At 62.3% G+C, this 25,671-nt stretch carries 26 protein-coding genes and 1 pseudogene; 19 read left to right on the top strand and 8 right to left on the bottom strand.

Annotation, left to right across the window (positions count from 1 at the left end):
• Window positions 1-11: 11 nt before the first annotated feature.
• Together DQ397_RS19780 and DQ397_RS19775 are read right to left on the bottom strand one after the other, a co-directional pair.
• Window positions 12-548, bottom strand: coding sequence for a murein L,D-transpeptidase family protein (locus DQ397_RS19780; protein ID WP_043212440.1), 537 nt, complete (start codon window positions 546-548; stop codon window positions 12-14).
• Between the two features lie 19 nt (window positions 549-567).
• Complete coding sequence (locus tag DQ397_RS19775; protein ID WP_043212441.1) at window positions 568-1,122, bottom strand: NUDIX hydrolase; 555 nt, start codon at window positions 1,120-1,122, stop codon at window positions 568-570.
• A gap of 133 nt (window positions 1,123-1,255) precedes the next feature.
• Between DQ397_RS19775 and DQ397_RS19770 the strand changes: the two genes are divergently transcribed.
• The 5 genes and pseudogenes from DQ397_RS19770 (at window position 1,256) to purT (ending at window position 4,443) form a co-directional block, all read left to right on the top strand.
• On the top strand, window positions 1,256-1,855 hold the full coding sequence (locus tag DQ397_RS19770; protein ID WP_070574714.1) for a CoA pyrophosphatase: 600 nt from the start codon (window positions 1,256-1,258) through the stop codon (window positions 1,853-1,855).
• Window positions 1,856-1,900: 45 nt separating this feature from the next.
• Window positions 1,901-2,407, top strand: a pseudogene (locus DQ397_RS19765) (gamma carbonic anhydrase family protein); the annotation flags it as partial.
• Window positions 2,408-2,425: 18 nt separating this feature from the next.
• A complete protein-coding gene (locus DQ397_RS24570; RefSeq protein ID WP_178113805.1) occupies window positions 2,426-2,629 on the top strand; it encodes a DUF1289 domain-containing protein in 204 nt (67 codons plus the stop codon).
• Window positions 2,630-2,678: 49 nt separating this feature from the next.
• A complete protein-coding gene (locus tag DQ397_RS19760) occupies window positions 2,679-3,146 on the top strand; it encodes a VUT family protein (protein ID WP_043212443.1) in 468 nt (155 codons plus the stop codon).
• A 115-nt stretch (window positions 3,147-3,261) separates the two neighbouring features.
• Window positions 3,262-4,443 (top strand): formate-dependent phosphoribosylglycinamide formyltransferase, encoded by a 1,182-nt coding sequence (purT, locus tag DQ397_RS19755; RefSeq protein WP_043212445.1) that lies wholly within the window; start codon window positions 3,262-3,264, stop codon window positions 4,441-4,443.
• Between the two features lie 97 nt (window positions 4,444-4,540).
• Here purT and DQ397_RS19750 read toward each other — a convergent pair whose 3' ends face one another.
• From DQ397_RS19750 to DQ397_RS19740, 3 genes are all read right to left on the bottom strand, one after another.
• Complete coding sequence (locus DQ397_RS19750) at window positions 4,541-5,842, bottom strand: MFS transporter (RefSeq protein WP_043212448.1); 1,302 nt, start codon at window positions 5,840-5,842, stop codon at window positions 4,541-4,543.
• Between the two features lie 254 nt (window positions 5,843-6,096).
• On the bottom strand, window positions 6,097-7,299 hold the full coding sequence (locus DQ397_RS19745; RefSeq protein ID WP_043212450.1) for a transporter associated domain-containing protein: 1,203 nt from the start codon (window positions 7,297-7,299) through the stop codon (window positions 6,097-6,099).
• Window positions 7,300-7,308: 9 nt separating this feature from the next.
• Window positions 7,309-8,118 carry an inner membrane protein YpjD gene (locus tag DQ397_RS19740; protein ID WP_043212451.1) on the bottom strand — a complete coding sequence of 270 codons (810 nt, stop codon included), beginning with the start codon at window positions 8,116-8,118 and terminating at the stop codon, window positions 7,309-7,311.
• A 291-nt stretch (window positions 8,119-8,409) separates the two neighbouring features.
• Here DQ397_RS19740 and ffh point away from each other — a divergent pair, with 291 nt between their 5' ends.
• The 6 genes from ffh (at window position 8,410) to DQ397_RS19710 (ending at window position 12,586) form a co-directional block, all read left to right on the top strand.
• Window positions 8,410-9,786: a signal recognition particle protein gene (gene ffh / locus DQ397_RS19735; protein WP_043212452.1), complete on the top strand. Its 1,377-nt coding sequence runs from the start codon at window positions 8,410-8,412 to the stop codon at window positions 9,784-9,786.
• Window positions 9,787-10,023: 237 nt separating this feature from the next.
• Window positions 10,024-10,275, top strand: a complete 252-nt coding sequence (rpsP, locus tag DQ397_RS19730) for a 30S ribosomal protein S16 (RefSeq protein WP_043212455.1) — start codon at window positions 10,024-10,026, stop codon at window positions 10,273-10,275.
• Between the two features lie 5 nt (window positions 10,276-10,280).
• Window positions 10,281-10,817, top strand: a complete 537-nt coding sequence (gene rimM / locus DQ397_RS19725; RefSeq protein WP_043212456.1) for a ribosome maturation factor RimM — start codon at window positions 10,281-10,283, stop codon at window positions 10,815-10,817.
• A gap of 3 nt (window positions 10,818-10,820) precedes the next feature.
• Window positions 10,821-11,573, top strand: coding sequence for a tRNA (guanosine(37)-N1)-methyltransferase TrmD (gene trmD / locus DQ397_RS19720; RefSeq protein WP_043212458.1), 753 nt, complete (start codon window positions 10,821-10,823; stop codon window positions 11,571-11,573).
• Window positions 11,574-11,615: 42 nt separating this feature from the next.
• Window positions 11,616-11,966, top strand: coding sequence for a 50S ribosomal protein L19 (rplS, locus tag DQ397_RS19715; protein WP_043212460.1), 351 nt, complete (start codon window positions 11,616-11,618; stop codon window positions 11,964-11,966).
• 209 nt (window positions 11,967-12,175) lie between these two features.
• Entirely contained in the window at window positions 12,176-12,586 is a 411-nt protein-coding gene (locus DQ397_RS19710) for an acyl-CoA thioesterase (RefSeq protein ID WP_043212463.1), read from the top strand.
• On the opposite strand, the gene DQ397_RS19705 is transcribed toward DQ397_RS19710, so the two are convergent.
• The gene (locus tag DQ397_RS19705) at window positions 12,580-14,418 is read right to left on the bottom strand and encodes a sodium:proton antiporter (RefSeq protein ID WP_043212465.1); all 1,839 of its coding nucleotides are present in this window, start codon (window positions 14,416-14,418) and stop codon (window positions 12,580-12,582) included. The genes DQ397_RS19710 and DQ397_RS19705 overlap by 7 nt on opposite strands.
• Before the next feature lie 68 nt (window positions 14,419-14,486).
• On the opposite strand from DQ397_RS19705, the gene xerD reads away from it, so the two are divergent.
• The 6 genes from xerD (at window position 14,487) to DQ397_RS19675 (ending at window position 20,224) form a co-directional block, all read left to right on the top strand.
• Window positions 14,487-15,383: a site-specific tyrosine recombinase XerD gene (gene xerD / locus DQ397_RS19700; RefSeq protein WP_043212466.1), complete on the top strand. Its 897-nt coding sequence runs from the start codon at window positions 14,487-14,489 to the stop codon at window positions 15,381-15,383.
• A 154-nt stretch (window positions 15,384-15,537) separates the two neighbouring features.
• Window positions 15,538-16,299, top strand: a complete 762-nt coding sequence (locus tag DQ397_RS19695; protein WP_043212468.1) for a DsbC family protein — start codon at window positions 15,538-15,540, stop codon at window positions 16,297-16,299.
• Between the two features lie 82 nt (window positions 16,300-16,381).
• Entirely contained in the window at window positions 16,382-17,686 is a 1,305-nt protein-coding gene (locus tag DQ397_RS19690; RefSeq protein WP_043212471.1) for a homoserine dehydrogenase, read from the top strand.
• A 167-nt stretch (window positions 17,687-17,853) separates the two neighbouring features.
• Window positions 17,854-19,263 (top strand): threonine synthase, encoded by a 1,410-nt coding sequence (gene thrC / locus DQ397_RS19685; RefSeq protein ID WP_043212473.1) that lies wholly within the window; start codon window positions 17,854-17,856, stop codon window positions 19,261-19,263.
• Between the two features lie 174 nt (window positions 19,264-19,437).
• A complete protein-coding gene (locus DQ397_RS19680; protein WP_043212476.1) occupies window positions 19,438-19,863 on the top strand; it encodes a response regulator in 426 nt (141 codons plus the stop codon).
• 79 nt (window positions 19,864-19,942) lie between these two features.
• Window positions 19,943-20,224 carry a DUF3509 domain-containing protein gene (locus DQ397_RS19675; RefSeq protein WP_043212477.1) on the top strand — a complete coding sequence of 94 codons (282 nt, stop codon included), beginning with the start codon at window positions 19,943-19,945 and terminating at the stop codon, window positions 20,222-20,224.
• Between the two features lie 149 nt (window positions 20,225-20,373).
• On the opposite strand, the gene DQ397_RS19670 is transcribed toward DQ397_RS19675, so the two are convergent.
• Complete coding sequence (locus DQ397_RS19670) at window positions 20,374-21,261, bottom strand: TIGR02285 family protein (RefSeq protein ID WP_043212480.1); 888 nt, start codon at window positions 21,259-21,261, stop codon at window positions 20,374-20,376.
• 10 nt (window positions 21,262-21,271) lie between these two features.
• Window positions 21,272-22,471: a CaiB/BaiF CoA-transferase family protein gene (locus DQ397_RS19665; protein ID WP_043212482.1), complete on the bottom strand. Its 1,200-nt coding sequence runs from the start codon at window positions 22,469-22,471 to the stop codon at window positions 21,272-21,274.
• Between the two features lie 131 nt (window positions 22,472-22,602).
• On the opposite strand from DQ397_RS19665, the gene DQ397_RS19660 reads away from it, so the two are divergent.
• Both DQ397_RS19660 and recJ read left to right on the top strand, forming a co-directional pair.
• Entirely contained in the window at window positions 22,603-23,145 is a 543-nt protein-coding gene (locus tag DQ397_RS19660; RefSeq protein ID WP_043212483.1) for a YaeQ family protein, read from the top strand.
• 30 nt (window positions 23,146-23,175) lie between these two features.
• Window positions 23,176-24,885, top strand: a complete 1,710-nt coding sequence (gene recJ, locus DQ397_RS19655; RefSeq protein ID WP_043212485.1) for a single-stranded-DNA-specific exonuclease RecJ — start codon at window positions 23,176-23,178, stop codon at window positions 24,883-24,885.
• The last annotated feature ends 786 nt before the right edge of the window (window positions 24,886-25,671 follow it).

The raw sequence follows: 25,671 nt of genomic DNA, 5'->3' as shown, positions 1-25,671 counted from the left end.
AATTGTAGGAATCAGGGACGGATCTCGATCAAGGTCCCGTCCTTGACCATGTCCCAGACCTCGCGCATGTCATTGTTGCGCATGGCGATGCAGCCTTCGGTCCAGTCCAGGGTATGGAAGTACCACTCCGGGTAGTCCTCGTTGATCGGCGTGCCATGGATCATGATCATGCCGCCTGGGCTCACGCCCTCGCGGCGGGCGCGGGCGGCATCGCTGATGTTCGGGTAGGAAATGTGCATGGCCAGGTTGAAGCGGTCACTGACCTTGCGCCAGTCAAGCCAGTACAGGCCTTCGGGCGTCTTGCTGTCGCCTTCGCGCTCTTTGGTGCCTTTGGGTTGCTTGCCCAGGGAGATGCGGTAGGTCTTGAGTGGCTCGCCACGGCTGATCAGTTGCAGGCGGCGCTCGGACTTGATCACCAGGACCTTGTCGATCAGTGGTTGGTTGGCGACCGCAGACGGTTCGACAGGCTTGCGAATGATGGTCTCGGTGAAGGCGGCCTGGGACACCGATGCAACGGAAAGGCAGAAAAGGGCAAGCAACCAACGCATGAAACCGTATCCCTGAGAGCTAAGTGGTGGACGACGAGACGTTCATCGGCGGCAGGTACTCATGGCCTACGGGGTAGTGCTGCCCGATGCGGTCGCGATAATAGCATTCTAGTGTCCGTACGACGGTGCGGAAAGCCAACTCGTTCCAGGGAATTTCATGTTCCTCGAACAAGCGCACCTCCAGGCTCTCGACGCCAACGGCAAAATCCAGGTCAGCCAGCTCGGCGCGGAAGAATACATGTACCTGGTCGATGTGAGGCAGGTCGAACAACTGGTACAGGCTCATCTGCCCGACCCGGGCGCAGGCCTCCTCGACGGTTTCGCGTCGGGCGGCCGCATCGAGGGTTTCACCGTTCTCCATGAACCCGGCGGGCAGCGTCCAGAACCCCCGGCGCGGTTCGATCGCCCGTCGACAAAGGAGCACTTGGCTGCCCCAGGTGGGGAGCACGCCAGCAACGATGTTGGGGTTCTGGTAATGAATGGTATGGCAATGCTCGCAGACATACCGCAGGCGGCTGTCGCCCTCGGGGATCCGCTGAATGACCGCCTGGCCGCACGCGCTGCAGAATTTCATGCTGTTCTTCCCTTTATCTGCAGCTATCTTGGCGTGCCGGCCCTGCGCTGCGCAAGCGGCCTGCTGGCGGGGCTTGGGTGCTTCACGGCTTTGGTGCATCATGCAGGGCAGGCCTTGGAATCGAGAGAGTGCAATGCTGGACGAGCTTCTTCGCCGAATGAGCAATCACACCCCCACGTCACTGGAAACCGACCGGCGTTTCCCCGAGGCGGCGGTGCTCTTGCCCATCACGCGTAGCGAAGAGCCCGAGCTGGTGCTGACCCTGCGGGCCAAAGGGCTTTCCACCCATGGAGGCGAGGTGGCCTTCCCCGGTGGTAGACGCGACCCGGAGGATCCGGACCTGGTGTTCACCGCCCTGCGCGAGGCCGAGGAGGAAATCGGTCTGCCGCCGGGACTGGTGGAAGTCATCGGTCCGCTGAGCCCGGTGATCTCCCTGCATGGCCTTAAAGTGACGCCATTCGTCGGGATCATCCCCGATTATGTCGAATACCGTGCCAACGACGCGGAGATCGCCGCCGTGTTCACGGTTCCGCTGGCGTTTTTCCGCCAGGACCCGCGCGACCATACCCACCGTATCGACTACCAAGGGCGCAGTTGGTACGTGCCGGCCTACCGCTACGGCGAGTACAAGATCTGGGGGTTGTCGGCGATCATGATCGTCGAACTGGTCAATGTGCTGTTCGACGCTGGCATCAGCCTGCACCAGCCCCCTGAGCGCTATACCCAGATCTGAGCGGGGTCCAACCCGCCATCTGCCTTCAACCGTGAGGAGCAAGACATGAAATACCGCCTGGGCGACCTGCGGGTCGAGACCCATCCCACCAGTTGGGCCGCCCCCAATGCCACCCTGATCGGCAAGGTGCGCCTGCAGGCCGGGGCCAGTGTCTGGTTCGGCGCGGTGCTGCGCGGCGACAACGAACTGATCGACATCGGCGAAGGCAGCAACGTCCAGGATGGCACGGTGATGCACACCGACATGGGCTCGCCGCTGACCCTCGGCAAGGGCGTGACCGTCGGCCATAACGCGATGCTCCATGGCTGCACGGTGGGCGATCACAGCCTGATCGGTATCAATGCCGTGATTCTCAATGGCGCGCGCATCGGCAAGCATTGCATCATCGGCGCCAACGCACTGATTCCTGAGGGTAAGGAAATTCCCGACGGCTCGCTGGTCATGGGTTCGCCAGGCAAGGTGGTACGCGAGTTGACCGAGGCGCAGAAGCGCATGCTCGAAGCCAGCGCCGCACATTATGTCCATAATGCCGAGCGCTACGCGCGCGAGCTGGCCCCCAGGATGACTGACATGCAGAACGCCGAACGCCCGGTCGCCTCGCCGTGCGTCAATGTCTGTGCGCTGGACGAGCAGGACATCTGCGTCGGTTGCCAGCGCACGGTGAGCGAGATCACCCGCTGGTCGCGCATGAGCAACGACGAGCGCCGTCAGGTGCTGGTGCTGTGCCACGGGCGGGCGGTGGCGTCAGGCTTGATCATCGGGTCGGGGCTGTAGTTGACCCGAAAATCAAGTATTCTGTGCCGCTTGCCCAACGTGTGATCCCATGTTCTATCTCATTGCCTATATCAGTAGCGTAGTGCTGATCAACTACGCCTTTTCCAGTGCTCCGCACCTGGATGTGATCTGGTCCGCCTGGGGTGGGCTGGTGTTCATCCTGCGCGACATGGTGCAGACCCGCTATGGTCATGGCGCGTTGTTGGCCATGCTGGCGGCGTTGGTGCTGTCCTATGTCACCTCGGAGCCTGCCATTGCCCTGGCCAGTGCGACCGCGTTCTTCGTCTCCGAGCTGATCGACTGGCTGGTGTTCAGCATCACCCGTCGGCCGTTGCGTGACCGTCTATGGCTCAGCTCGGCCCTGAGCATTCCGGTGGACACCTTCATCTTCTTCGGCATGATCGGCGCCCTGACCCCGGCAGTGATCGGTACGGCTCTGGCGTCCAAGTTTGCCGGCGTCACTGCCGTGTGGCTGGCCATGGCCTGGCGCGCCCGACGCGAGGTCGTCGCAGGGTGATGTGATCGGGGTTGCGCAGCGGCCCCGGAATGCCTCGGCGGGTGTAGAATATCGGTCCTTTTTCAGCGGGCAGCAGCCAATCCGGCGCAGCCCCGGACGCCTTCGAGGACCTGAAATGACCCGTATCGGAACCCCATTGTCGCCCACCGCGACCCGTGTACTGCTGTGTGGCTGCGGCGAGCTGGGCAAGGAAGTGGTGATCGAGCTGCAGCGTCTGGGTGTCGAAGTCATCGCCGTGGACCGCTACGCCAATGCCCCCGCCATGCAGGTCGCGCACCGCAGCCACGTCATCAACATGCTCGATGGCGTTGCCCTGCGTGCGGTGATCGAAGCCGAAAAGCCGCACTACATCGTCCCTGAGATCGAAGCCATCGCCACCGCGACCCTGGTCGAGCTGGAGAACGAAGGCTTCAATGTCGTTCCCACCGCCCGCGCCACCCAGCTGACCATGAACCGTGAGGGCATTCGCCGGCTGGCCGCCGAAGAGCTGGACCTGCCGACCTCGCCCTACCATTTCGCCGATACCTTCGAAGACTACGCCAAGGCCGTCGCCGACCTGGGCTACCCCTGCGTGGTCAAGCCGGTGATGAGTTCCTCGGGCAAGGGGCAAAGCCTGCTGCGCAGCGATGCCGATCTGCAGAAGGCCTGGGACTATGCCCAGGAAGGCGGCCGCGCCGGCAAAGGCCGGGTGATCATCGAAGGTTTCATCGATTTCGAATACGAAATCACCCTGTTGACCGTGCGTCATGTAGGCGGCACCACCTTCCTCGCACCGGTCGGTCACCGTCAGGAAAAGGGCGACTATCAGGAATCCTGGCAGCCACAGGCCATGAGCCCGAAGGCTCTGGCCGAGTCCCAGCGCGTGGCTCAGGCGGTCACTGACGCCCTGGGCGGTCGTGGTCTGTTCGGCGTGGAGCTGTTCGTCAAGGGTGACCAAGTGTGGTTCAGCGAAGTCTCGCCGCGTCCCCACGATACCGGGCTGGTGACCCTGATTTCCCAGGACCTCTCGCAATTCGCCTTACATGCTCGCGCGATTCTGGGTCTGCCGATCCCGGTAGTGCGTCAGTTCGGTCCGTCGGCTTCGGCGGTAATCTTGCCTGAAGGTCGGTCACAGCAGACCACCTTCGCCAACCTGGGTGCGGCCCTGAGCGAGCCCGATACCGCCATCCGCCTGTTCGGCAAGCCGGAAATCAATGGCCAACGTCGCATGGGCGTATGCCTGGCGCGTGACGAGTCGATCGAAGCGGCGCGGGCCAAAGCGACCCGGGCTGCCCAGGCGGTCACGGTCGAATTTTAAGCCATAAGCCTCAAGCCTCAAGCCTCAAGCTGCAAGAAAAAGCAAATCCGCGCAGGCTTTGGCTTTTTCTTGCCGCTTGAAGCTTGCCGCTCCCCACTTACAGCTCTGTATTGCGTGTCTCTTTCAGGCACAAGACGGCGATCAGGCTGATCACCGCGGCTACCGACACATAGCCGCCCACCCAGCTCAATCCCCCCATGCTGACCAACTGTTGGGCAAAGAACGGTGCCGCTGAGGCGCCGACGATGCCGCCGAGGTTGTAGGCTGCCGAGGCGCCGGTGTAGCGCACATGGGTCGGGAACAGCTCAGGCAGCAATGCCCCCATCGGTGCGAAGGTCACGCCCATCAGGAACAGCTCGATGGCCAAAAACAGCGCAACGCCGGTGGTCGAGCCTGAGGTCAGCAGCGGCTCCATGGTGAATCCCGATGCAACCGCCAGCAGGCCGCCGACGATCAGCACCGGCTTGCGTCCATAGCGATCGCTCAGCCAGGCCGATATCGGCGTGGCCAAGGCCATGAACACCACGGCAAAGCACAGCATGCCCAGGAAGCTCTCGCGACTGTAGCCCAGTGTCGAGACCCCATAGCTCAGGGAGAACACCGTGGAGATATAGAACAGCGCGTAGCACACAACCATCGCCGCCGCGCCCAGCAAGGTGGGCAGCCAGTACTTGGCGAACAGATCGACCACCGGCAGCTTCACCCGCTCGTGGCGTGCCACGGCTTTGGCGAATACCGGGCTCTCCTCGAGCTTCAGTCGCACGTACAGGCCGACGATCACCAGCGCGGCGCTGAGCAGGAACGGAATGCGCCAGCCCCAGTCACGGAATTGCTCGTCGCTGAGCACCAGCGCCAGGGTCAGGAACAGCCCATTGGCCGCCAGAAAACCGATGGAGGGGCCAAGCTGCGGGAACATGCCGAACCAGGCACGCTTGCCTTCAGGGGCGTTTTCGGTGGCCAACAGTGCCGCCCCGCCCCATTCGCCGCCCAGGCCCAGGCCTTGGCCGAAGCGCAGCAGGCAAAGGATGATCGGCGCCCAGACGCCGATGCTGTCATAACCCGGAAGAACCCCGATCAGGGTGGTCGAAACGCCCATCAGCAGCAACGAGGCGACCAAGGTGGATTTGCGGCCGATACGGTCGCCGAAATGGCCGAACAGTGCCGAACCCAGCGGGCGGGCGAGGAAGGCGATACCGAAGGTCAGAAAGGCCGCGAGCATCTGCGCGGTGCCCGAACCCGACGGGAAGAACACCGGGCCGATCACCAGCGCGGCGGCGGTGGCGTAGACGTAGAAGTCGTAGAATTCGATGGCGGTGCCGATGAAGCTGGCGGTGGCCACACGGGCGGGGGAATTGACGGGGGCTGCCGAGGTGTCGGCGCAGGTACTGCTGATAGTCATGTTGTAGGTCCCTGACAGTCATTGCTCCCTATGGGCGGGTCGCTCCCTGCCAGGCAGGCATGGGCGTGCGGGCGCCGGAGCGTCATAGTGTGAGTCGCTCGACCGACGATAGCCCAAGGGTAGGGACGGGAGCGGGCTGTTCTGGGTGTCGAAGCAGGACCGCGGGGCGTGTCAGTGGAGCGCACCGGCCGTGTGGTGCCGGAAGCGGGTAGCAGGCGGGACGGCAGGGCTGGGTAAGCGTGACCGGAGTATAGCTATCGGGTCACGGTCCACACCAGTACCTTGCTGGCGCAATTGTCCTCTGTTTCGAGGATTTCCAGGCGATAGCGGCCAATCTTCAGGCATACAGCACTTTCCGGAATGCTTTCCAGCGCCTCGGTGACCAGCCCGTTGAGGGTCTTCGGGCCACCGTCGCAGGGCAGGTGCCACCCCAGACTGCGGTTTATTTCGCGCAGCGAGGCGGTGCCTTCGATCACGTAGCGGCCGTCGGCCAGGGGGTGGACGTGCGGGTTTTCCAGCGAGTGCTCATCCTCGAACTCGCCGACGATCTCCTCGAGGATGTCCTCCAAGGTGACGATGCCTTGGACCTCTCCGTACTCGTCCACCACCACGCCCAGGCGTCTTTGCTGCTTGTGGAAGTTCAGCAACTGCCGTTGCAGCGGAGTGCTCTCGGGAACGAAGTAGGGTTCGTAGCAGGCCGCGCGCAGCGCCTGGAGGGTCAGCTCGCCATGGGGCAGCAGATGGCTGATCAGCTTGGTATTGAGGATGGCTTCGACCTGGTTGATATCACTGTGGTAGACCGGCAGGCGGGTATGGCGGCTGACGATCAGTTGTTCAGCGATCTGCTCGAGCGAGTCGTCCAGGTTGATGCCGTCCACCTCGTTGCGGGGCACCAGGATGTCGTTGACGGTGATCTTGTCTAGGGATTGCAGCCCTTCGAGCAGCCCTTGGCGTGGTGCTTCGTAGGGCTCTGGTTCGTCGAAATCATCGTGCTCCTGTGGGTGCAATGCCACGGCGGCGGGTTGCGCGCGCAGTGGGCGAAGGATCAACTTGGCGCAGCCGTCGAGCACGCAGGCCAACGGTTGCAATGCGAGCAGAGGCCATCTGAGCAGGGGGCCGAGGTTGAGGAAGGCGTGCGGATTGCGTCGGGCGGCGCGCCTTGGCAGGTACTCGGCCAAGACCAACAGGGCGCCGCTTGCGGCAAGGCCCGCCAGCCAGAAGCCGTGTTCGCCGTTGTAGCGCTGGCCGATCAGGCAGGCCAGGCCAAGCACCAGCAGCTTGCCGAGGCCTGCGCAGAGCACCACGGCTTGGGCGGGCAGTGCGGGCTCGGCGCTGTCAGCAGGGCGCTGATGGCCGTTCAATTGCTGGCGGGCCGCGTCGACGGCGGTGAATAGCGCCGACCAGAGCAGCGCCAGTGCCAGAGTGCCGAATAGCGGAGCGTACGGCAGGGTGTCCATGGGCGGTCGTCAGATATGCAGGATGAATTCACGTACCAGCTTGCTGCCGAAATAGGCCAGCATCAGCAGGCAGAAACCGGCGAGGGTCCAGCGAATCGCCTTGTGGCCGCGCCAGCCCAGGCGGGTGCGTCCCCACAGCAGCAGGCCGAACACCACCCAGGCCACACAGGATAGCAGCGTCTTGTGCACCAGATGCTGGGCGAACAGGTTGTCCAGGAACAGCCAGCCGGACACCAGCGACAGCGACAGCAGACCCCAACCGGCCCAGAGGAAGCCGAACAGCAGGCTTTCCATGGTTTGCAGGGGCGGGAAGTTACGGATCAGCCCGGAAGGATGCTTGTGCTTGAGCTGGTAGTCCTGCAACAGCAGCAGCAGGGCCTGGAACACGGCAATGGTGAACAAGCCATAGGCCAGGATCGAGAGCAGGATATGCGCCAGGATCCCAGGCTCCTCATTGACCAGCGGTACGGTGCCGGGCGGGGCGAACTGGGCCAGCAGGGCGGTCACCGCGCCGAGCGGGAACAGCAGCATGAGCAGGTTTTCGACCGGGATGCGCAGGCAGGCCAGCAAGGTCAGCGCGATCACCGCGACGGCGATCAGACTGGCGGCGCTGAAGAAGTCGAGGCTAAGGCCCAGCGGGGTGATCAGCTGGAAGAACAGGGCGCTACCCTGGGCAATGACCGCAAGGGCACCGAGCAGACCGAGCAGCCGTTTGTCGGCGCGGCTGCCCTGGGCCAGGCGACTGCCTTGGTAGAGAGCGGCGGCGATGTAGAGGCCGGCGGCGAGCAGGTTGGGGATGAGGCTGGGGGAAGAGAGCATAAGTCCTGGTAGGCAAGCCCTAAAGGGACGGAGTTTGGCATAGATCCCGCCGCTCTAGGAAGACTGGAGACGGTAGGGCCTACCCCATCTGCAAGATTCCACAGGGCCGGCGCTGGCCTTGTAGGCGCGGGTTCGCCCGCGAACAAGTCACCTGGACCCCAGTGGTCAGCACCCAGGTGTGCGCCGCCCTCGCTCTTCGCTATAATCGCCGCCTTGCTGTGCCCAGCGCGTGTGCATATTCACCTGGGCGCCTGAAAAACCTCGGCTTCATTAGGGCCTGAAAGGATCACCATGTTCGAAAACCTGACCGACCGCCTGTCACAGACGCTGCGCCATGTCACCGGCAAGGCCAAGCTGACCGAAGACAACATCAAGGACACGCTGCGCGAAGTGCGCATGGCCCTGCTCGAGGCCGACGTCGCCCTGCCGGTGGTCAAGGATTTCGTCAACAGCGTCAAAGAGCGCGCGGTCGGCACCGAAGTGTCGCGCAGCCTGACCCCGGGCCAGGCGTTCGTGAAGATCGTCCAGGCCGAACTCGAAGGCCTGATGGGCGCGGCCAACGAAGACCTGGCGCTCAATGCCGCACCACCAGCCGTGGTGCTCATGGCCGGTCTGCAAGGTGCGGGTAAGACCACCACTGCCGGCAAGCTGGCGCGCTTCCTTAAAGAACGCAAGAAAAAGAGCGTGATGGTGGTCTCTGCCGACGTCTATCGTCCGGCAGCGATCAAACAGCTCGAAACCCTGGCCAATGACATCGGCGTGACCTTCTTCCCGTCGGACATCAGCCAGAAGCCTGTGGCCATTGCCGAGGCGGCGATCCGCGAAGCCAAGCTCAAGTACATCGATGTGGTCATCGTCGACACTGCAGGTCGTCTGCACATCGACGCCGACATGATGGACGAGATCAAGGCGCTGCACGCCGCGGTCAAGCCGGTCGAGACGCTGTTCGTGGTCGACGCCATGACCGGCCAGGACGCCGCCAACACCGCCAAGGCTTTCGGCGATGCCTTGCCGCTGACCGGTGTGGTGCTGACCAAGGTCGACGGTGACGCCCGTGGGGGTGCAGCCCTGTCGGTTCGCGCGATCACCGGCAAGCCGATCAAATTCATCGGTATGGGCGAGAAGACCGAAGCGCTCGAGCCCTTCCACCCTGACCGTATCGCCTCGCGCATCCTGGGCATGGGTGACGTGCTCAGCCTGATCGAACAGGCCGAGCAGAACATCGACAAGGCCAAGGCCGACAAGCTCGCCAAGAAGCTAAAGAAGGGCAAGGGCTTCGACCTCGAAGACTTCCGCGACCAACTGCAGCAGATGAAGAACATGGGCGGCCTGGGCGGCCTGATGGACAAGCTGCCGAGCATCGGTGGGGTCAACCTGTCGCAAATGGGCAATGCCCAGGGTGCGGCCGAGAAGCAGTTCAAGCAGATGGAAGCGATCATCGACTCCATGACCCCTGCCGAGCGTCGCGACCCGGAAATCATCAGCGGTTCGCGCAAGCGCCGCATCGCCCTCGGCTCCGGCACCCAGGTGCAGGACGTCGGTCGGTTGATCAAGCAGCACAAGCAGATGCAGAAGATGATGAAGAAATTTTCCGCCAAGGGCGGCATGGCCAAGATGATGCGTGGCCTTGGCGGGATGCTGCCAGGTGGCGGCATGCCGAAGCTCTAATTCGATTCTGGGAGGTTGCCTTCTATCTATAGGCAGCTCTCCCGAAATCCCGCTTCGGCGGGAACGATGTCGCGAAATTCGCGGCTTAACCGGCAGATCTGAACGGTGTGGTAGCCCCGCGCCGAAAAAGGCATTTGCAAATGTCCGTGTATTCCCCGAGAATATGCGGCCTTTTGGGCACCCTGTGCCCATTTGGGCATTCAGATTTGCAGCACCGACTATAGGAACGATGTTCACATGGTAACCATCCGTCTTGCCCGTGGCGGCTCCAAGAAGCGCCCTTTCTATCACCTGACCGTGACCAACAGCCGTAACGCCCGTGACGGCCGTTTCGTTGAGCGCGTTGGCTTCTTCAACCCGGTTGCTTCCGGCGCTGAAGTCAAGCTGTCGGTCAATCAGGAACGCGTCAACTACTGGCTGAGCCAGGGCGCACAGCCGTCTGAGCGCGTTGCTCAGCTGCTGAAGGACGCTGCCAAGGCCGCTGCCTGAGCAGTATGAACGCGACGCCAGAAAACGCTGACGCTCTCATTGTCGTCGGCAAGATTTTTTCGGTTCACGGCGTTCGCGGCGAGGTGAAGGTGTATTCCTTTACCGATCCGATTGAAAACCTGTTGGATTATCCGCGCTGGACGCTTCGGCACGAAGGCAAGGTAAAACAGGTCGAGCTGGTCAACGGTCGTGGCTCCCAAAAGGGCCTGGTCGTGAAACTGAAGGGCCTTGATGATCGTGATGAAGCCCGTCTTCTGAGCGGTTATGAAATCTGCATTCCGCGGAGCCTTTTGCCCAACCTGGCCGCTGACGAGTACTACTGGTACCAGTTGGTAGGTCTGAAGGTCATCAATCAGGACGAACAACTGTTCGGCAAGATCGATCACCTGTTGGAGACCGGTGCGAACGATGTAATGGTGATCAAGCCTTGCGCAGGCAGCCTGGATGATCGCGAGCGACTGTTGCCCTATACGGAGCAATGCGTGCTGGCAGTCGACCTGGAAGCAGGTGTGATGCGGGTCGAGTGGGACGCGGATTTCTAAACGATGGGTAACCTTCGCGTAGAAGTCGTCACGTTGTTCCCCGAGATGTTCTCGGCCATCACGGAGTACGGCATTACCAGCCGCGCGGTGAAACAGGGGTTGCTGCACGTGACCTGCTGGAACCCGCGGGACTACACCACTGATCGTCACCACACGGTGGATGATCGGCCGTTTGGCGGTGGTCCGGGCATGGTGATGAAGATCAAGCCTCTGGAAGACGCCCTGGCCAGCGCCAGGCAAGCGACCGGAGCATCGGCGAAGGTGATTTACCTCTCGCCACAAGGCCGCAAGCTGACCCAGCAGGCGGTCAAAGACTTGGCGCAACAGGAATCGTTGATCCTGATCGCCGGTCGTTACGAAGGCATTGACGAGCGTTTTATCGAGGCTCATGTCGATGAAGAGTGGTCGATTGGTGACTATGTGCTTTCCGGTGGCGAGCTGCCGGCCATGGTACTGATCGATGCGGTTACGCGACTGCTGCCCGGAGCTTTAGGGCATGTGGACTCGGCGGAGGAAGACTCCTTCACCGACGGTCTGCTCGACTGCCCGCACTACACCCGACCGGAGGTGTATGCGGATCAGCGCGTTCCCGACGTGTTGCTTAGTGGCAACCATGCACACATCCGGCGTTGGCGATTGAAGCAGTCCCTTGGTAGGACCTTCGAACGACGCGCCGATCTTCTGGAAAGTCGCTCGCTTTCTGGAGAAGAGAAGAAGCTGCTCGAGGAATATCTCCGCGAGCGGGACGATAGTTAACGTATCGATGGTGGATCGAGTTATCCGCCTTAGGAGCACAGCATGACCAACAAGATCATCCAGCAGCTCGAAGCCGAGCAGATGAACAAGGAAATCCCAACCTTCGCACCAGGCGACACCATTGTCGTCCAGGTTAAAGTGAAGGAAGGTGACCGTTCCCGTCTGCAGGCGTTCGAAGGTGTCGTTATCGCCAAGCGCAACCGCGGTCTGAACAGCGCCTTCACCGTGCGCAAGATCTCCAGCGGCGTTGGCGTAGAGCGTACCTTCCAGACCTACAGCCCGCAGATCGACAGCCTGTCCGTGAAACGTCGTGGTGACGTGCGTAAGGCCAAGCTGTACTACCTGCGCGACCTGTCCGGCAAAGCCGCTCGCATCAAGGAAAAACTGGCCTGAGTACCGTTTGACCGGTGGCCCCAGTGGCCACCTTGCGAGAAAAAAAGCAGCCTTCGGGCTGCTTTTTTGCTTTTTGAATTTTTGTATTGGCGGTGTGGGCTTCTTCACGGGTAAACCTGCCCCCACCACGATTGCGCCAACCCTGTGGAATCAGGGCTCCCCGCGAATCAGGCGACACCGCTTTCAAGCCCCTGCGACAAGAGCCCTTCATGACCACCCCTCGAGATCAGGAAATCCAGCGCCGCACCGAACTGTCGGTGACCCGCGTAACCAAGGCTGTCTTCCCCAGCACCACCAACCACCACAACACCCTGTTCGGCGGTACTGCGCTGGCCTGGATGGACGAAGTGTCGTTCATCGCCGCCACGCGGTTCTGTCGTTTGCCGCTGGTGACCGTGTCGACCGACCGCATCGACTTCAAGCACCCGATTCCTGCGGGCTCGATCGTCGAGCTGGTGGGGACGGTGATCAAGGTCGGCAATACCAGCCTGCAGGTACAGGTGGATGTCTTTGTCGAGAACATGTACCTGGATGGCCGCGATCGGGCCATCCATGGTGTGTTCAGCTTCGTCGCCATCGATGAGGACAAGCGGCCGGTGCCCGTGCTTCCCGCTCACTGATCCACGGTCTGCGCCTCGACCTTGGTAGTCGCCTCCAGGTCTGCCTCCACCAGTGCCACCAAGGTCCAGCCAGGCTGGGGCTTGAGAGGGGAGTCCGGGCTGGCGACATGGACCCAGCCGTTGCTGTCACGGGCGAAAAGCAAGGTTGCGCGTTCGCCATGCAGCGCTTGGTAGTCCTGCCAGTTGAAACTGTCGGTCAGGTGGGTGCTGTACAGCTCGGCGCCTTGATGCAGGCGATTGGCCAGTTGCCCATAGGTCATCGTGCTCGAACCGAGCAGCTGGCCGCGATGCTCCTCGCTGGCACGGTGCTTGTCGCTGCGCTGCTTTTCCAGGCCACTGGCCAATACGAACAATCGATTGTGGCCAAAGTCATGGCGAAAGCGTGCGCAGGCTAGGGCGTTGAGTTCACCGGCGGGCGAAAGGCCCAGCAGATGGCCCAGGCCGACCAGGTCCAGGTGGGCGTCGGCGTGCTGAGACGCTGGGTTGCCGAAGTAAGTCGGCAGCCCATCCATGCGCGCGGCGCGGATATTCTCCCAGCTCGAATCGGTCAGTAACACCCGGCTGCCCAATTGCTGCAAGGCCTTTGCAATGGCGCGGGCTGGCGGGTTGGCGCCGACGATGAGAAAGCCGCTTGGGGCAGGCTCGGCCACCCTGAGCAGACGGGCCAGTGGCCTTGCGGTGGCGCTTTGCAAAACCACAGTGCCGATGATGACCGCGAAGGTCAAAGGGACGAGCAGCAGTGCCCCCTCGTGGCCGGCTTCATCCAGGCGAATGGCGAAGATCGCCGAAACGGCTGCTGCGACAATGCCCCGTGGCGCGATCCAGGCCAGCAGCAGGCGCTCGCGCCAGTTCAGGTTCGAGCCCCAGGTAGACAACAAGACATTGAGCGGCCGGGCCAGCAACTGGATGACCAGCAGCAATGCCAGCACCGCTGGGCCCAGTGCCAGCAGTGCATGCAGGTCGAGGCGGGCGGCCAGCAGGATGAACAGCCCGGAGATCAACAGCACGCTGAGGTTTTCCTTGAAGTGCAGGATCTGCCGCACATCCACGCCGGGCATGTTGGCCAGCCACATACCCATGACCGTCACGGCCAGCAGTCCCGACTCATGGACGATCTGGTTGGCGGCGATGAAGATGCCCAGCACCGCTGCCAGCGACGCCAGATTGTGCAGGTACTCTGGCAGCCATTGCGCGCGCATGATCTGGCCCAGCAGCCAGCCACCCGCGGCGCCCAGGGTACTGCCGCAGAAAATCACGCCGGCAAAGGTCACCAGGCTCTGACTCAGCCCGTCACCGTCGGTACGGGCGATGATGAAGCTATAGACCACCACTGCCAGCAGCGCACCGATCGGATCGATGACGATCCCTTCCCAGCGCAGGATATTGGCGATTGCAGCCTTGGGTCGCACCACTCGCAGCATTGGTACGATCACGGTCGGGCCTGTGACCAGGGTAAGGGTGCCGAAGAGGATCGCCAGGGGCCACTCGAAGCCCAGTAACCAGTGGGTGGCGAGGGCGATCACCAGCCAGGTGCTCAAGGCACCCACCGTCACCAGTCGATGCACCACGCTGCCGATCTCGCGCCATTGGGACAAGTGCAGGGTCAGGCTGCCCTCGAACAGGATCAGGGCTACGGCCAGGGACACCAGTGGCATCAGCAGCGGGCCGAACAGTTGCTGCGGCGATAACCAGCCCAGCACGGGCCCGGCCAGAATTCCACACAGCAGCAGAAAGAGTATCGCTGGCAGTTTCAGGCGCCAGGCCAGCCATTGGCAGGCAAGGGCGGCCGCGCCGATGCCACCGAAACTCAGGAGAATCTGCTGTTCGCTCATATGGGCTCCCTATGCCATCGTTGTTATGAAAGACTAAGCGCCATTGCACCGTTTGCCACCGAGTTTTCATGCCCGCTCTCGACCATCCCCTGATCGACCAGTTTCTTGATGCCCTCTGGCTGGAAAAAGGCCTGTCCGACAATACCCGCGTCTCCTATCGCAGCGACTTGGCGTTGTTCAACGGCTGGCTGCAAGAGCGCGGCGTGGCTTTGCCTGATGCCGGCCGTGACCTGATTCTGGACCATCTGGCCTGGCGCCTGGAGGAAGGCTACAAGCCGCGCTCCACGGCACGCTTTCTCTCCGGTCTGCGTGGCTTCTTCCGGTATCTGCTGCGAGAAAAGCTGGTAGGCGTCGACCCGACCCTGCAAGTGGAAATGCCGCTATTGGGGCGACCATTGCCCAAATCCTTGTCGGAGGACGATGTCGAGGCCCTGTTGCAGGCGCCGGACCTGGCCGAAGCCATCGGTCAGCGCGACCGGGCCATGCTTGAAGTGCTCTATGCCTGTGGCCTGCGAGTGACCGAACTGGTCAGCCTGACCCTCGATCAGGTCAACCTGCGCCAGGGGGTTCTGCGGGTGATGGGCAAGGGCAGCAAGGAGCGCTTGGTGCCGATGGGCGAAGAGGCGGTGATCTGGCTCGAACGCTACTTGCGCGACGGCCGCAACGACCTGTTGAACGGGCGCCCGAGCGATGTGCTGTTCCCCAGCCAGCGCGGGGAGCAGATGACCCGCCAAACCTTCTGGCACCGCATCAAGCATCAGGCGCGGGTTGCCGGCATCGACAAACCGCTGTCGCCGCATACCTTGCGCCACGCTTTTGCCACGCATCTGCTCAATCATGGGGCCGATTTGCGTGTGGTGCAGATGTTGCTCGGTCACAGTGACTTGTCCACCACCCAGATCTATACCCATGTCGCAAAGGCACGGTTGCAGCAGCTGCATGCCCAGCACCATCCTCGTGGATGAATGATTTTCATGTTCCGACCTATGGAGGTTGAGAGGGCATTTAGCATCAGCCTGTTGTGGTAGGCTTGGACGGTTTGCATCAAGGGCCGTCCACTCGCCGCGTTTTTGCCGCGGATCGACATCCTCCGGCCCCGTCCGCCTTCAGGAGTATCCCATGCGCGTGACCCAGATTTTCGCCGCCGCCGCCCTGGCGTTGGCCAGTACTTTTGCCGTCGCCGCGGCCACCGATGCCAGCGCCGGTGCCGAGCAGGCCATTCGTAATACCCTCAAGACCCTTGCGCTGGAAGTGCCAGTCGAAAGCGTCGCCAGCAGCCCGGTCAACGGCCTGTATGAAGTCAAGCTGCAAGGTGGTCGTGTCCTGTATGCCAGTGGCGATGGCCAGTTCGTGATGCAGGGGTACCTGTACCAGATCCAGGATGGCAAGCCGGTCAACCTCACCGAGAAGACCGAACGCCAGGGCATCGCCAAGCTCATCAACGGCATTCCAGCTGCCGAAATGGTGGTTTATCCTGCCAAGGGCGAGACCAAGTCGCATATCACCGTCTTCACCGACACCACCTGCCCGTATTGCCACAAATTGCATGCTGAAGTGCCGGAGCTCAATCGCCGCGGTATCGAGGTGCGCTATGTCGCCTTCCCGCGCCAGGGCCTCGGCTCGCCAGGTGACGAGCAGTTGCAGGCAGTCTGGTGCTCCAGTGACCGCCGCGCGGCGCTGGACAAGATGATCGATGGCAAGGAAATCAAGGCCGCCAAGTGCGCCAACCCGGTCAGCAAGCAGTTCGAGCTCGGGCAGTCGATCGGCGTCAACGGCACGCCGGCGATCGTCCTGCAGAGCGGTCAGGTGATCCCGGGCTACCAGCCGGCACCGCAGGTCGCCAAGCTGGCCTTGGCCAGTGACGGCAAGGCTGCCAAGTAATTCAATCAGTACGCCGTCACCATGGGGAGACGGCATGTTTCACGGTCGGCGCAGGTGCCGGCCGTTCAATGGGGAGTTCACAGTGAAACCGGTCAAAGTAGGCATCTGTGGGTTGGGGACCGTCGGTGGCGGAACCTTCAATGTACTTCAGCGCAACGCCGAGGAGATTGCCCGCCGTGCCGGGCGCGGTATTGAAGTGGCACAGATCGCCATGCGCTCGCAGAACCCGAACTGCCAGATTACCGGTACCCCCATTACCGCTGATGTGTTCGAAGTCGCGAGCAACCCCGAGATCGATATCGTCATCGAACTGATCGGTGGCTATACCATCGCCCGCGACCTGGTCCTGAAGGCCATCGAGAACGGCAAGCACGTGGTCACTGCCAACAAGGCGCTGATTGCCGTGCATGGCAACGAGATCTTCGCCAAGGCCCGCGAGAAGGGCGTCATTGTTGCCTTCGAAGCAGCCGTGGCCGGCGGCATCCCGGTGATCAAGGCGATCCGCGAAGGCCTGTCTGCCAACCGCATCAACTGGCTGGCGGGCATCATCAACGGCACCGGCAACTTCATCCTCACCGAGATGCGTGACAAGGGCCGTGCCTTCCCCGACGTATTGGCCGAAGCCCAGGCCCTGGGTTACGCCGAAGCCGACCCGACCTTCGATGTCGAAGGTATCGATGCTGCCCACAAGCTGACCATCCTGGCCTCCATTGCCTTCGGCATTCCGCTGCAGTTCGACAAGGCCTACACCGAAGGCATCACCCAGCTGACCACCGCCGACGTCAATTACGCCGAGGCGCTGGGTTATCGCATCAAGCACCTGGGCGTGGCCCGCAGCACCGACGCTGGCATCGAGCTGCGTGTCCACCCGACCCTGATTCCCAATGATCGTCTGATCGCCAACGTCAATGGCGTGATGAACGCTGTCATGGTCAACGGTGATGCTGCCGGCTCCACCCTGTATTACGGCGCCGGCGCCGGCATGGAGCCGACCGCCTCTTCGGTGGTCGCCGACCTGGTCGATGTGGTCCGTGCCATGACCTCCGACCCCGAAAACCGCGTGCCACACCTGGCCTTCCAGCCCGACTCGCTGTCGGCTCACCCGATCCTGCCGATCGAAGCCTGTGAAAGTGCCTACTACCTGCGTATCCAGGCCAAGGACCACCCGGGCGTATTGGCTCAAGTGGCGAGCATCCTCTCCGAGCGTGGTATCAACATCGAGTCGATCATGCAGAAGGAAGCCGAGGAGCAGGACGGCCTGGTGCCGATGATCCTCCTGACCCACCGAGTGGTGGAAAAGCGCATCAACGACGCCATCGTCGCCCTGGAAGCTTTGCAGGACGTGGTCGGCAAAGTCGTGCGTATCCGCGTCGAACAGCTCAATTAAGCGGCAAGCTTCAGGCTGCAAGCTGCAAATGAAGGCAGTGCGGTGTTGAGGCTTCGAACAGAGTAAATTCGCGGCAAGGGCGAGACGCAAAGCACGAGAGCAACGCCGGTCGGCATCTCTTTTAGCTTGCATCTCAAACGGGCCGCTCAAACCAAAGGTTTGCACCCATGCGCTATATCAGTACCCGTGGCCAGGCACCGGCCCTGAATTTCGAAGACGTCCTGCTGGCGGGCCTCGCCAGCGATGGCGGTCTGTACGTGCCGGAGAACCTGCCACGCTTCACCCAGGAAGAGATCGCTTCCTGGGCTGGCCTGCCGTACCACGAGCTGGCTTTCCGGGTGATGCGCCCGTTCGTCGATGGCAGCATCGCTGACGCCGACTTCAAGAAGATTCTCGAAGAAACCTATGGTGAGTTCGCCCATGCCGCGGTGGCGCCGCTGCGCCAACTGGCGGGCAACGAGTGGGTGATGGAGCTGTTCCACGGCCCGACCCTGGCGTTCAAGGACTTCGCCCTGCAGTTGCTCGGCCGCCTGCTCGACCACGTCCTGGCCAAGCGCGGTGAACGCGTGGTGATCATCGGAGCCACCAGCGGTGACACCGGTTCGGCCGCCATCGAAGGTTGCCGCCGCTGCGACAACGTCGACATCTTCATCCTGCATCCGCACCAGCGTGTCTCGGAAGTGCAGCGTCGCCAGATGACGACTATCTTCGGCGACAACATCCACAACATCGCCATCGAAGGCAACTTCGACGACTGCCAGGAGATGGTCAAGGCCAGCTTCGCCGACCAGTCGTTCCTCAAGGGCACCCGTCTGGTGGCGGTGAACTCGATCAACTGGGCGCGGATCATGGCCCAGATCGTCTACTACTTCCATGCGGCGCTGCAGCTGGGCGGCCCGGCCCGTTCGGTGGCCTTCTCTGTGCCGACCGGCAACTTCGGCGATATCTTCGCTGGCTACCTGGCACGCAACATGGGCCTGCCGATCAGCCAACTGATCGTGGCGACCAACCGCAACGACATCCTGCATCGCTTCATGAGCGGTAACCAGTACGTCAAGGACACCTTGCACCCGACGCTGTCGCCGTCGATGGACATCATGGTCTCCTCCAACTTCGAACGCCTGCTGTTCGACCTGCACGGGCGCAGCGGCGCCGCCATCGCCGAGCTGATGGAGCGCTTCAAGCAGGGCGGCGGCTTCAGTGTCGAACAGGATCGTTGGACCGAGGCGCGCAAGCTGTTCGATTCGCTGGCCGTGACCGACGAGCAAACCTGCCAGACCATCGCCGAGGTGTTCGCCACCACCGGTGAGGTGCTCGATCCGCACACTGCGATCGGCGTCAAGGCCGCCCGTGAGTGCCGTCGCAGCCTGGATACGCCGATGGTTGTCCTGGGTACCGCGCATCCGGTCAAGTTCCCGGAAGCGGTGGAAAAGGCAGGCGTCGGCAAAGCCCTTGAGCTGCCAGCGCACCTGAGCGACCTGTTCAGCCGTGACGAACGCTGCACGGTCCTGGCCAACGATCTGAAGGCTGTCCAGGCATTCGTCGCCCAGCATGGCAACCGCGGTAAACCGCTCTAAGATTCAACCCGCTCGGGGTCGCGCAGCGGCCCCAGACGGTTTCCTACTCGTCTGCAAAAGATGAGTCAGATCTTTCTTTAGAAGCTTAAGTAATTTCCTATTCCAGCCGCCGCATGGGGCTTTTAGAGTGGCTCGCCCGTCCATATGGGCATAGTGCTACTCCAGGAGCGGTTCATGCATTGGCTCAACGTACTGATTCACGCACGACCTTCCCACGATATCTCGCTGCATCAGGCCTGCAATGCCCAAGGCGTCTTCAATGTGCGCGTGGCCCAGAACCTGGCCGAGGCAAAAGATTGTCTGGCTCAGCGGGGCATCATCGACCTGTTGATCCTCGATCACGGCTTGCCGGTACATTACGGGCGAACACTGCTCCGGCAGGTGGCGCAAGCGCAGCAACCCTGTGCATTGTTGTTCGTCGGACAATCGATCGACCATGACGAAGGCCTGGCCCGGGAGGCTAGGCGCCAGGGGGTTCGGGTTATCGGTGAGCTGTCCTGGCCGTTGGTGATGCCGAGGTTGCAGCGGGCGTTGGAGCGTATCCATCATGAAGTCGAGGGGCATATTCAAACTGTCATGTACCCCGCGCATGCTCACTGATACCGGCGCGGCATGAACGAACTTTGCAGGGCGTCTGGTGGTCAGTTCCGATAGGTTCCACGAACAGCGAGTACGCCGGATGGAAAGAATCTGCAAACTGCTCAACGACGCCTTGACCCCTTACCAGGCCCTGCTCGGCGAAACAGACGCCAGCGGCAACCGTCAACTGACCGTGATCGATCAACAGGGTGACGTGACACTCAGGCGTTCGGTCAGCCCGCATCAGCTCCAGGACCAGCGCCTACTGGTTGACTTGGTTGACGGCCTGCACCGAGACCTGCAAATCGCCGAGGGGCGTCTGCAACCCTGTGTAATCGCAGCCTTGCAGCATCAGCGAGCATTTTCCGGAACCTTTGCCTGAAGGTTTCGTCAGAATCCTTAAGAGCAGTTCGACAGCACTTGGCTCCGGTGCTCAAGGCTGTTCCGGAAAGTCCCCCTGACTTTCGTTCGACCCTGGGTGTTCCTTCCTGCGCCCGGGGTTTCTTTTTTTTAAAGCCAGTCGAGGCAGTTTCAGTACTTCTCGGCGCTTTCGGTCTGGGTGCCGAAAAAGTGCTGGCTATCGATCAAGTATTGTTCGTGCTCTTCCGGGGCCAGCCAGCGAGCATAAAACGCTGGCAGTGTCTCGCGACGCAGGGTGAGCAGCAGTTGGTCGATATGACGGACGGCCTCGCGTCCCAAAGCCGTATCGGAGCAGCCCACATGCAGAAACTGGTAGCGGTTCACGCCCTGGATCGGGTGGAAGGCGTATTCATCCGGGTTGTTGCCCTGAGCCTGGATCAAGTAGCGGATTTCCGGCCAGTAGCCCAACACCAGCTGCAGACGGCCCAAGCGCTGCATCTGTAGCAAATTGGCGGTAGCTTCATTGCCGTAATGGCGGCTCAAGGCCGTGTCGGGTAGTTCTCGGAGGATTTCGTCGATTTGAACGCTGTAACTGCGTTCGGCGACGATGCCCAGCTTGAGTGGAGTCTGGCTGAGCAGGCTTTTGAGGTCGACCTGTTGGTTGTCGAGAAACGGGGCCAGGGCCGCCTGGTCTTGCTTGCGTATCACCAATCCGCTGCTCAATACCCCCAGCGAAGGGATGGAAAAGCGCACGAACTTGGCGCGCTCAGGCGTCCATAGCAGCGTCGGATCGCAGGTAAAGCTGGGCTCCTGGAGCATCTGCAGGCCCCGTGCACGGTTCACCCTGACGATACTGTGATCGTACTCGGGCATCTGCGCGATCAGCCGCGGCAGCAGGTTGTCAACGACACCCTGGCCTTTGGCCGTGCCTTCGAAGATGGTGAAAGGCGGCAGATCGCGCACCAGCCAGATCAAGCGCTCCTTGGACTGCCCCATGGTCGGCAACATCCCACACAGGATGATCAGCAGCCCAAGCAAGTGCCTGGCGATTGCGCGCATCGGTGGGCGTTCAGACCGCACCGGTTTCGCGCAGTCGACCGATGGCGGCGGCGTCGTAGCCCAGGCGCGTCAATACCGACTCGGTGTGTTCGCCGAGGGTCGGACCGACCCACTCGCTGGAGCCTGGCGTGTCCGAAAGCTTGGGAACGATGCCTGGCATCTTGAACGGCTTGCCATCGGGCAATTTGGCTTGGAGGAACATTTCGCGAGCCAGGTACTGTGGGTCGCTGAACATGTCTTCGGCCGAATAGATGCGGCTGGCTGGTACCTCGGCCTGGGTGAGGACCCGCATGACCTCTTCGAGCGGCAGGCTGTTGACCCAGCGGTCGATCACGCCGTACAGCTCGTCGCGGCGCAGGTCACGCCCGTCGTTGGTGGCCAGGCCTGGATCATTGGCCAGATCGTCGCGGCCAATGGCCTGCATGAAACGCTTGAAGATGGCATCGCCATTGGCGCCGATCTGCACATGCTTGCCGTCGGCGCTGGTGTGGATGGAGGAGGGCGTGATCCCGGGCATGATGTTGCCGGTGCGTTCGCGGATGAAGCCGAACACGTCGAACTCCGGCACCATGCTTTCCATCATCGCGAAGATGGCCTCGTACAGCGCTACGTCCACCACTTGCCCCTGACCCCCGTTGACCTCGCGGTGGCGCAAGGCCATCAACGCACCGATCACACCCCACAAGGCGGCGATCGAGTCGCCGATGGAGATGCCCGTGCGTACCGGTGGCCGGTCCTCGAAGCCTGTGATGTAACGCAGGCCGCCCATGGACTCACCGACCGCGCCGAAGCCGGGCTGGTCCTTCATCGGCCCCGTCTGGCCGAAGCCTGACAGACGCACCATGACCAGGCGCGTGTTGAGCGCGTGCAACACATCCCAGCCCAGGCCCAGTTTTTCCAGCACGCCCGGACGGAAGTTCTCGATCAGGATGTCCGCTTCGGCCAGCAGGCGCTTGAGCACTTCGCGGCCTTCGGGGTGCTTGAGGTTGAGCGTCAGCGATTGCTTGTTGCGCGCCTGGACGAACCACCACAGCGAAGTGCCCTCGTACAGCTTGCGCCACTTGCGCAGCGGGTCGCCGCCGTCGGGCGACTCGACCTTGATCACCTCGGCACCGAACTCGGCACAGATACGCGAGGCGAAGGGGCCGGCGATCAGGGTGCCGAGCTCGATCACTTTCAGGCCGGCGAGGGGTTTGCTTGGGGTGGGCATGGGGCATCCGTGGCAGCTGGGCTTAGCCCGTGGTTTTATCATAGGTCGTCGACGTCAGGTACTGCCGCGGCGCAACGAAGAGTGGGATCGGTTAGACTGTGTGACTTTTATTTCGCAAGAAGCCCCCGCCCATGGCCCAGCCGTCGACCACTTATAAGTTCGAACTGAATCTGACCGACCTCGACCGCGGTGTGTACGAGAACGTTCGTCAGACCATCGCCCGTCACCCATCGGAAACCGAGGAGCGCATGGCTGTACGCCTGTTGGCCTACGCGCTCTGGTACAACGAGAACCTGTCATTTGGCCGTGGTCTGTCCGACGTGGACGAAGCAGCCCTGTGGGAAAAGAGCCTGGACGACCGCGTCCTGCACTGGATCGAAGTCGGCCAACCGGACGCCGAGCGCCTGACCTGGTGCTCGCGTCGTACCGAGCGTACCAGTCTGCTGGCCTACGGCAGCCTGCGGGTGTGGCAGAACAAAGTGGTCGATGCGGTCAAGGGCCTGAAGAACCTCAGCATCGCCGCGGTTCCCCAGGACGTGCTGGAGATTCTGGCCACCGACATGCCCCGCTCGATCAAGTGGGACGTCATGATCAGTGAAGGCACCGTGTTCGTGACCGACGACCGTGGCCAGCACGAAGTGCAACTGGAATGGCTGCTCGGTGAGCGTGGCTGACCTGTCCCCAACCTGACTGCCGAAGACCTCATGCGTATCGAACCCCGTCCCCTGCCACCGAGCCTGCCGTTCCTCGGTAACCTGCCCCCCTTGCTGACCCGCCTGTACGCCGCCCGTGGCGTGCAGTCCGAGGCCGAACTGGACAAGAGCCTGGCGCGCCTGCTGCCGTATCAACAGCTCAAGGGCATCGACGCGGCGGTGGACCTGTTGCTGGAGGCGCTGGACCAGCGCCAGCGTATTGTCATCGTCGGCGACTTCGATGCCGACGGGGCCACGGCCAGTACGGTCGGTGTGCTGGGGCTTCGCCTGCTGGGCGCGGCCCATGTCGATTACCTGGTGCCCAACCGTTTCAAGTACGGCTATGGCCTGACGCCTGAGATCGTCGAAGTGGCTTTGCAGGGGGAGCCACAACTGCTGATCACGGTGGACAACGGTATTTCCAGTGTCGAGGGCGTGGCAGCAGCCAAGGCCGCCGGGCTCAAGGTATTGGTGACCGACCATCACCTGCCGGGTGCGCAATTGCCCGATGCCGATGCCATCGTCAACCCGAACCAGCCAGGGTGCGATTTCCCCAGCAAGGCGCTGGCCGGCGTAGGGGTGATCTTCTACGTGCTCATGGCGCTGCGTGCTCGTCTTCGCGCCCTGGGGCGCTACGATCATCAGCCGCAGCCGAACATCGGTGAACTGCTTGACCTGGTGGCGCTGGGCAGTGTCGCTGACGTTGTCCCGCTGGACGCCAACAATCGCATTCTGGTGCACCAGGGTCTGGAGCGCATCCGTGCCGGCCGCGCCCGCCCCGGCCTGAAGGCCATCCTCGAAGTCGCCCGGCGCGATCATCGGCGCATCACCTCCACTGACCTGGGCTTCATCCTAGGGCCGCGCCTGAACGCCGCCGGCCGCCTGGACGATATGAGCCTGGGGATCGAATGCCTGCTCTGCGACGATCCGGTCGCGGCGCTGGAGATGGCCCAAGCGCTGGATGGCCTGAACCAGGACCGCAAGTCCATCGAGCAAGGCATGCAGCGTGAAGCGCTGGCCCAGCTCAAGGACCTGCCGGTCGAATCCATGCCTTATGGCCTGTGCCTGTTCGAGGCCGACTGGCACCAAGGCGTGATCGGCATCCTCGCCTCGCGCATGAAAGAGCGCTATCACCGCCCGACCATCGCCTTCGCCGATGTCGGCGATGGCATGCTCAAGGGGTCTGCGCGCTCGGTGCCGGGGTTCCATATTCGCGATGCGCTGGATGCGGTGGCGGCGCGTCAGCCGCACCTGATCAGCAAGTTCGGCGGGCACGCCATGGCGGCTGGCCTGTCATTGCCGGTGGAAAACTTCCAGGCGTTTGCCGCGGCCTTCGATGAGGAGGTTCGTCGGCATCTGGTGGAAGAGGACCTGACCGGGCGATTGCTGTCTGACGGTACCCTCGCGGTCGAGGAGTTCCACCTGGACCTGGCCCGCGCTCTACGTCATGCGGGGCCTTGGGGGCAGCACTTTCCGGAGCCACTGTTCCATGGTGTGTTCCAACTGATCGAACAACGGGTGGTGGGCGAGCGGCATCTGAAGGTGGTGCTCAAGAGCGAGTGCGGCTCGGTCAAGCTCGATGGCATCGCCTTTGGCATCGATCGGGATGTCTGGCCGAATCCGACGGTGCGCTGGGTGGAGTTGGCGTACAAGCTGGATGTGAATGAGTTTCGGGGGAATGAGAGTGTGCAGTTGATGATTGCGCACATGGAGCCGCGGTGAGCTGGTTGTTGGTTGTTGGTTTTGAGGTTTGTGGGCTTATCCGTTTGATTTGGCGACGGTTAGTCACCTTTCCGCCTTTACGGCGGGTCACTTTTGGTCTTGGCCAAAAGTAACCAAAAGCCGCGCGCCCCTGCATCCGGCCCGGCGCTTCGCACCGGGTTCCCTCGCTGCGGTGTCTTACGGGGCCTCGCGGCCTCCGGCTGGCTGCGCCAGCCTCCATCTCGCGACTTCGGCTACGCCGAAGGGCGCTGCGCGCCTGCCCCTACAGACACCTCCGCTCGGCCTGCTGATGGGGCGCAAGTTACGGGCGGCGCCTGGGCTGGCGTTGTTTCATTGAGTGGTTTTTGTGGTGAGCTTTTGGACCATTCGCGGGTAAACCGGGGCGCCGAACCGCCGCTCACACAGGCTCACCGCCGCTCTTGAGAACGGCGCTGTGCCTACAGGAGCGGCGGTTCGGCGTTCCTAGCCGTGAATAGGCAGGAATAAACACCCAAACAATTAATTTGTTTGCCGTTGCTTTTGATACGCGATAGTCCAGACGCCACCTATCGCGACCTCAGAAGGCCGAGTGGAGGTGTCTGTAGGGGCAGGCGCGCAGCGCCCTTCGGCGTGAGCCGAAGTCGCGAGATGGAGGCTGGTGTAGCCAGCCGGAGGCCGCGGAGCCCCGCAAGACACCGCAGCGAGGGGACCCCGGAGCGCAGCGCAGGGGCCGCATGTGGGAGCCAGCGGTTTTTGCCTACTTTTGCCCAAGAGCAAAAGTAGGTCGCCGTAAAGGCGAAAAGCGCC

Source organism: Pseudomonas sp. CK-NBRI-02, from assembly GCF_008124495.1.
Lineage (GTDB): Bacteria > Pseudomonadota > Gammaproteobacteria > Pseudomonadales > Pseudomonadaceae > Aquipseudomonas > Aquipseudomonas guariconensis.
The sequence above is the reverse complement of the archived record's forward strand: the minus strand, read 5'-3'. Positions and strand labels throughout refer to the sequence as shown.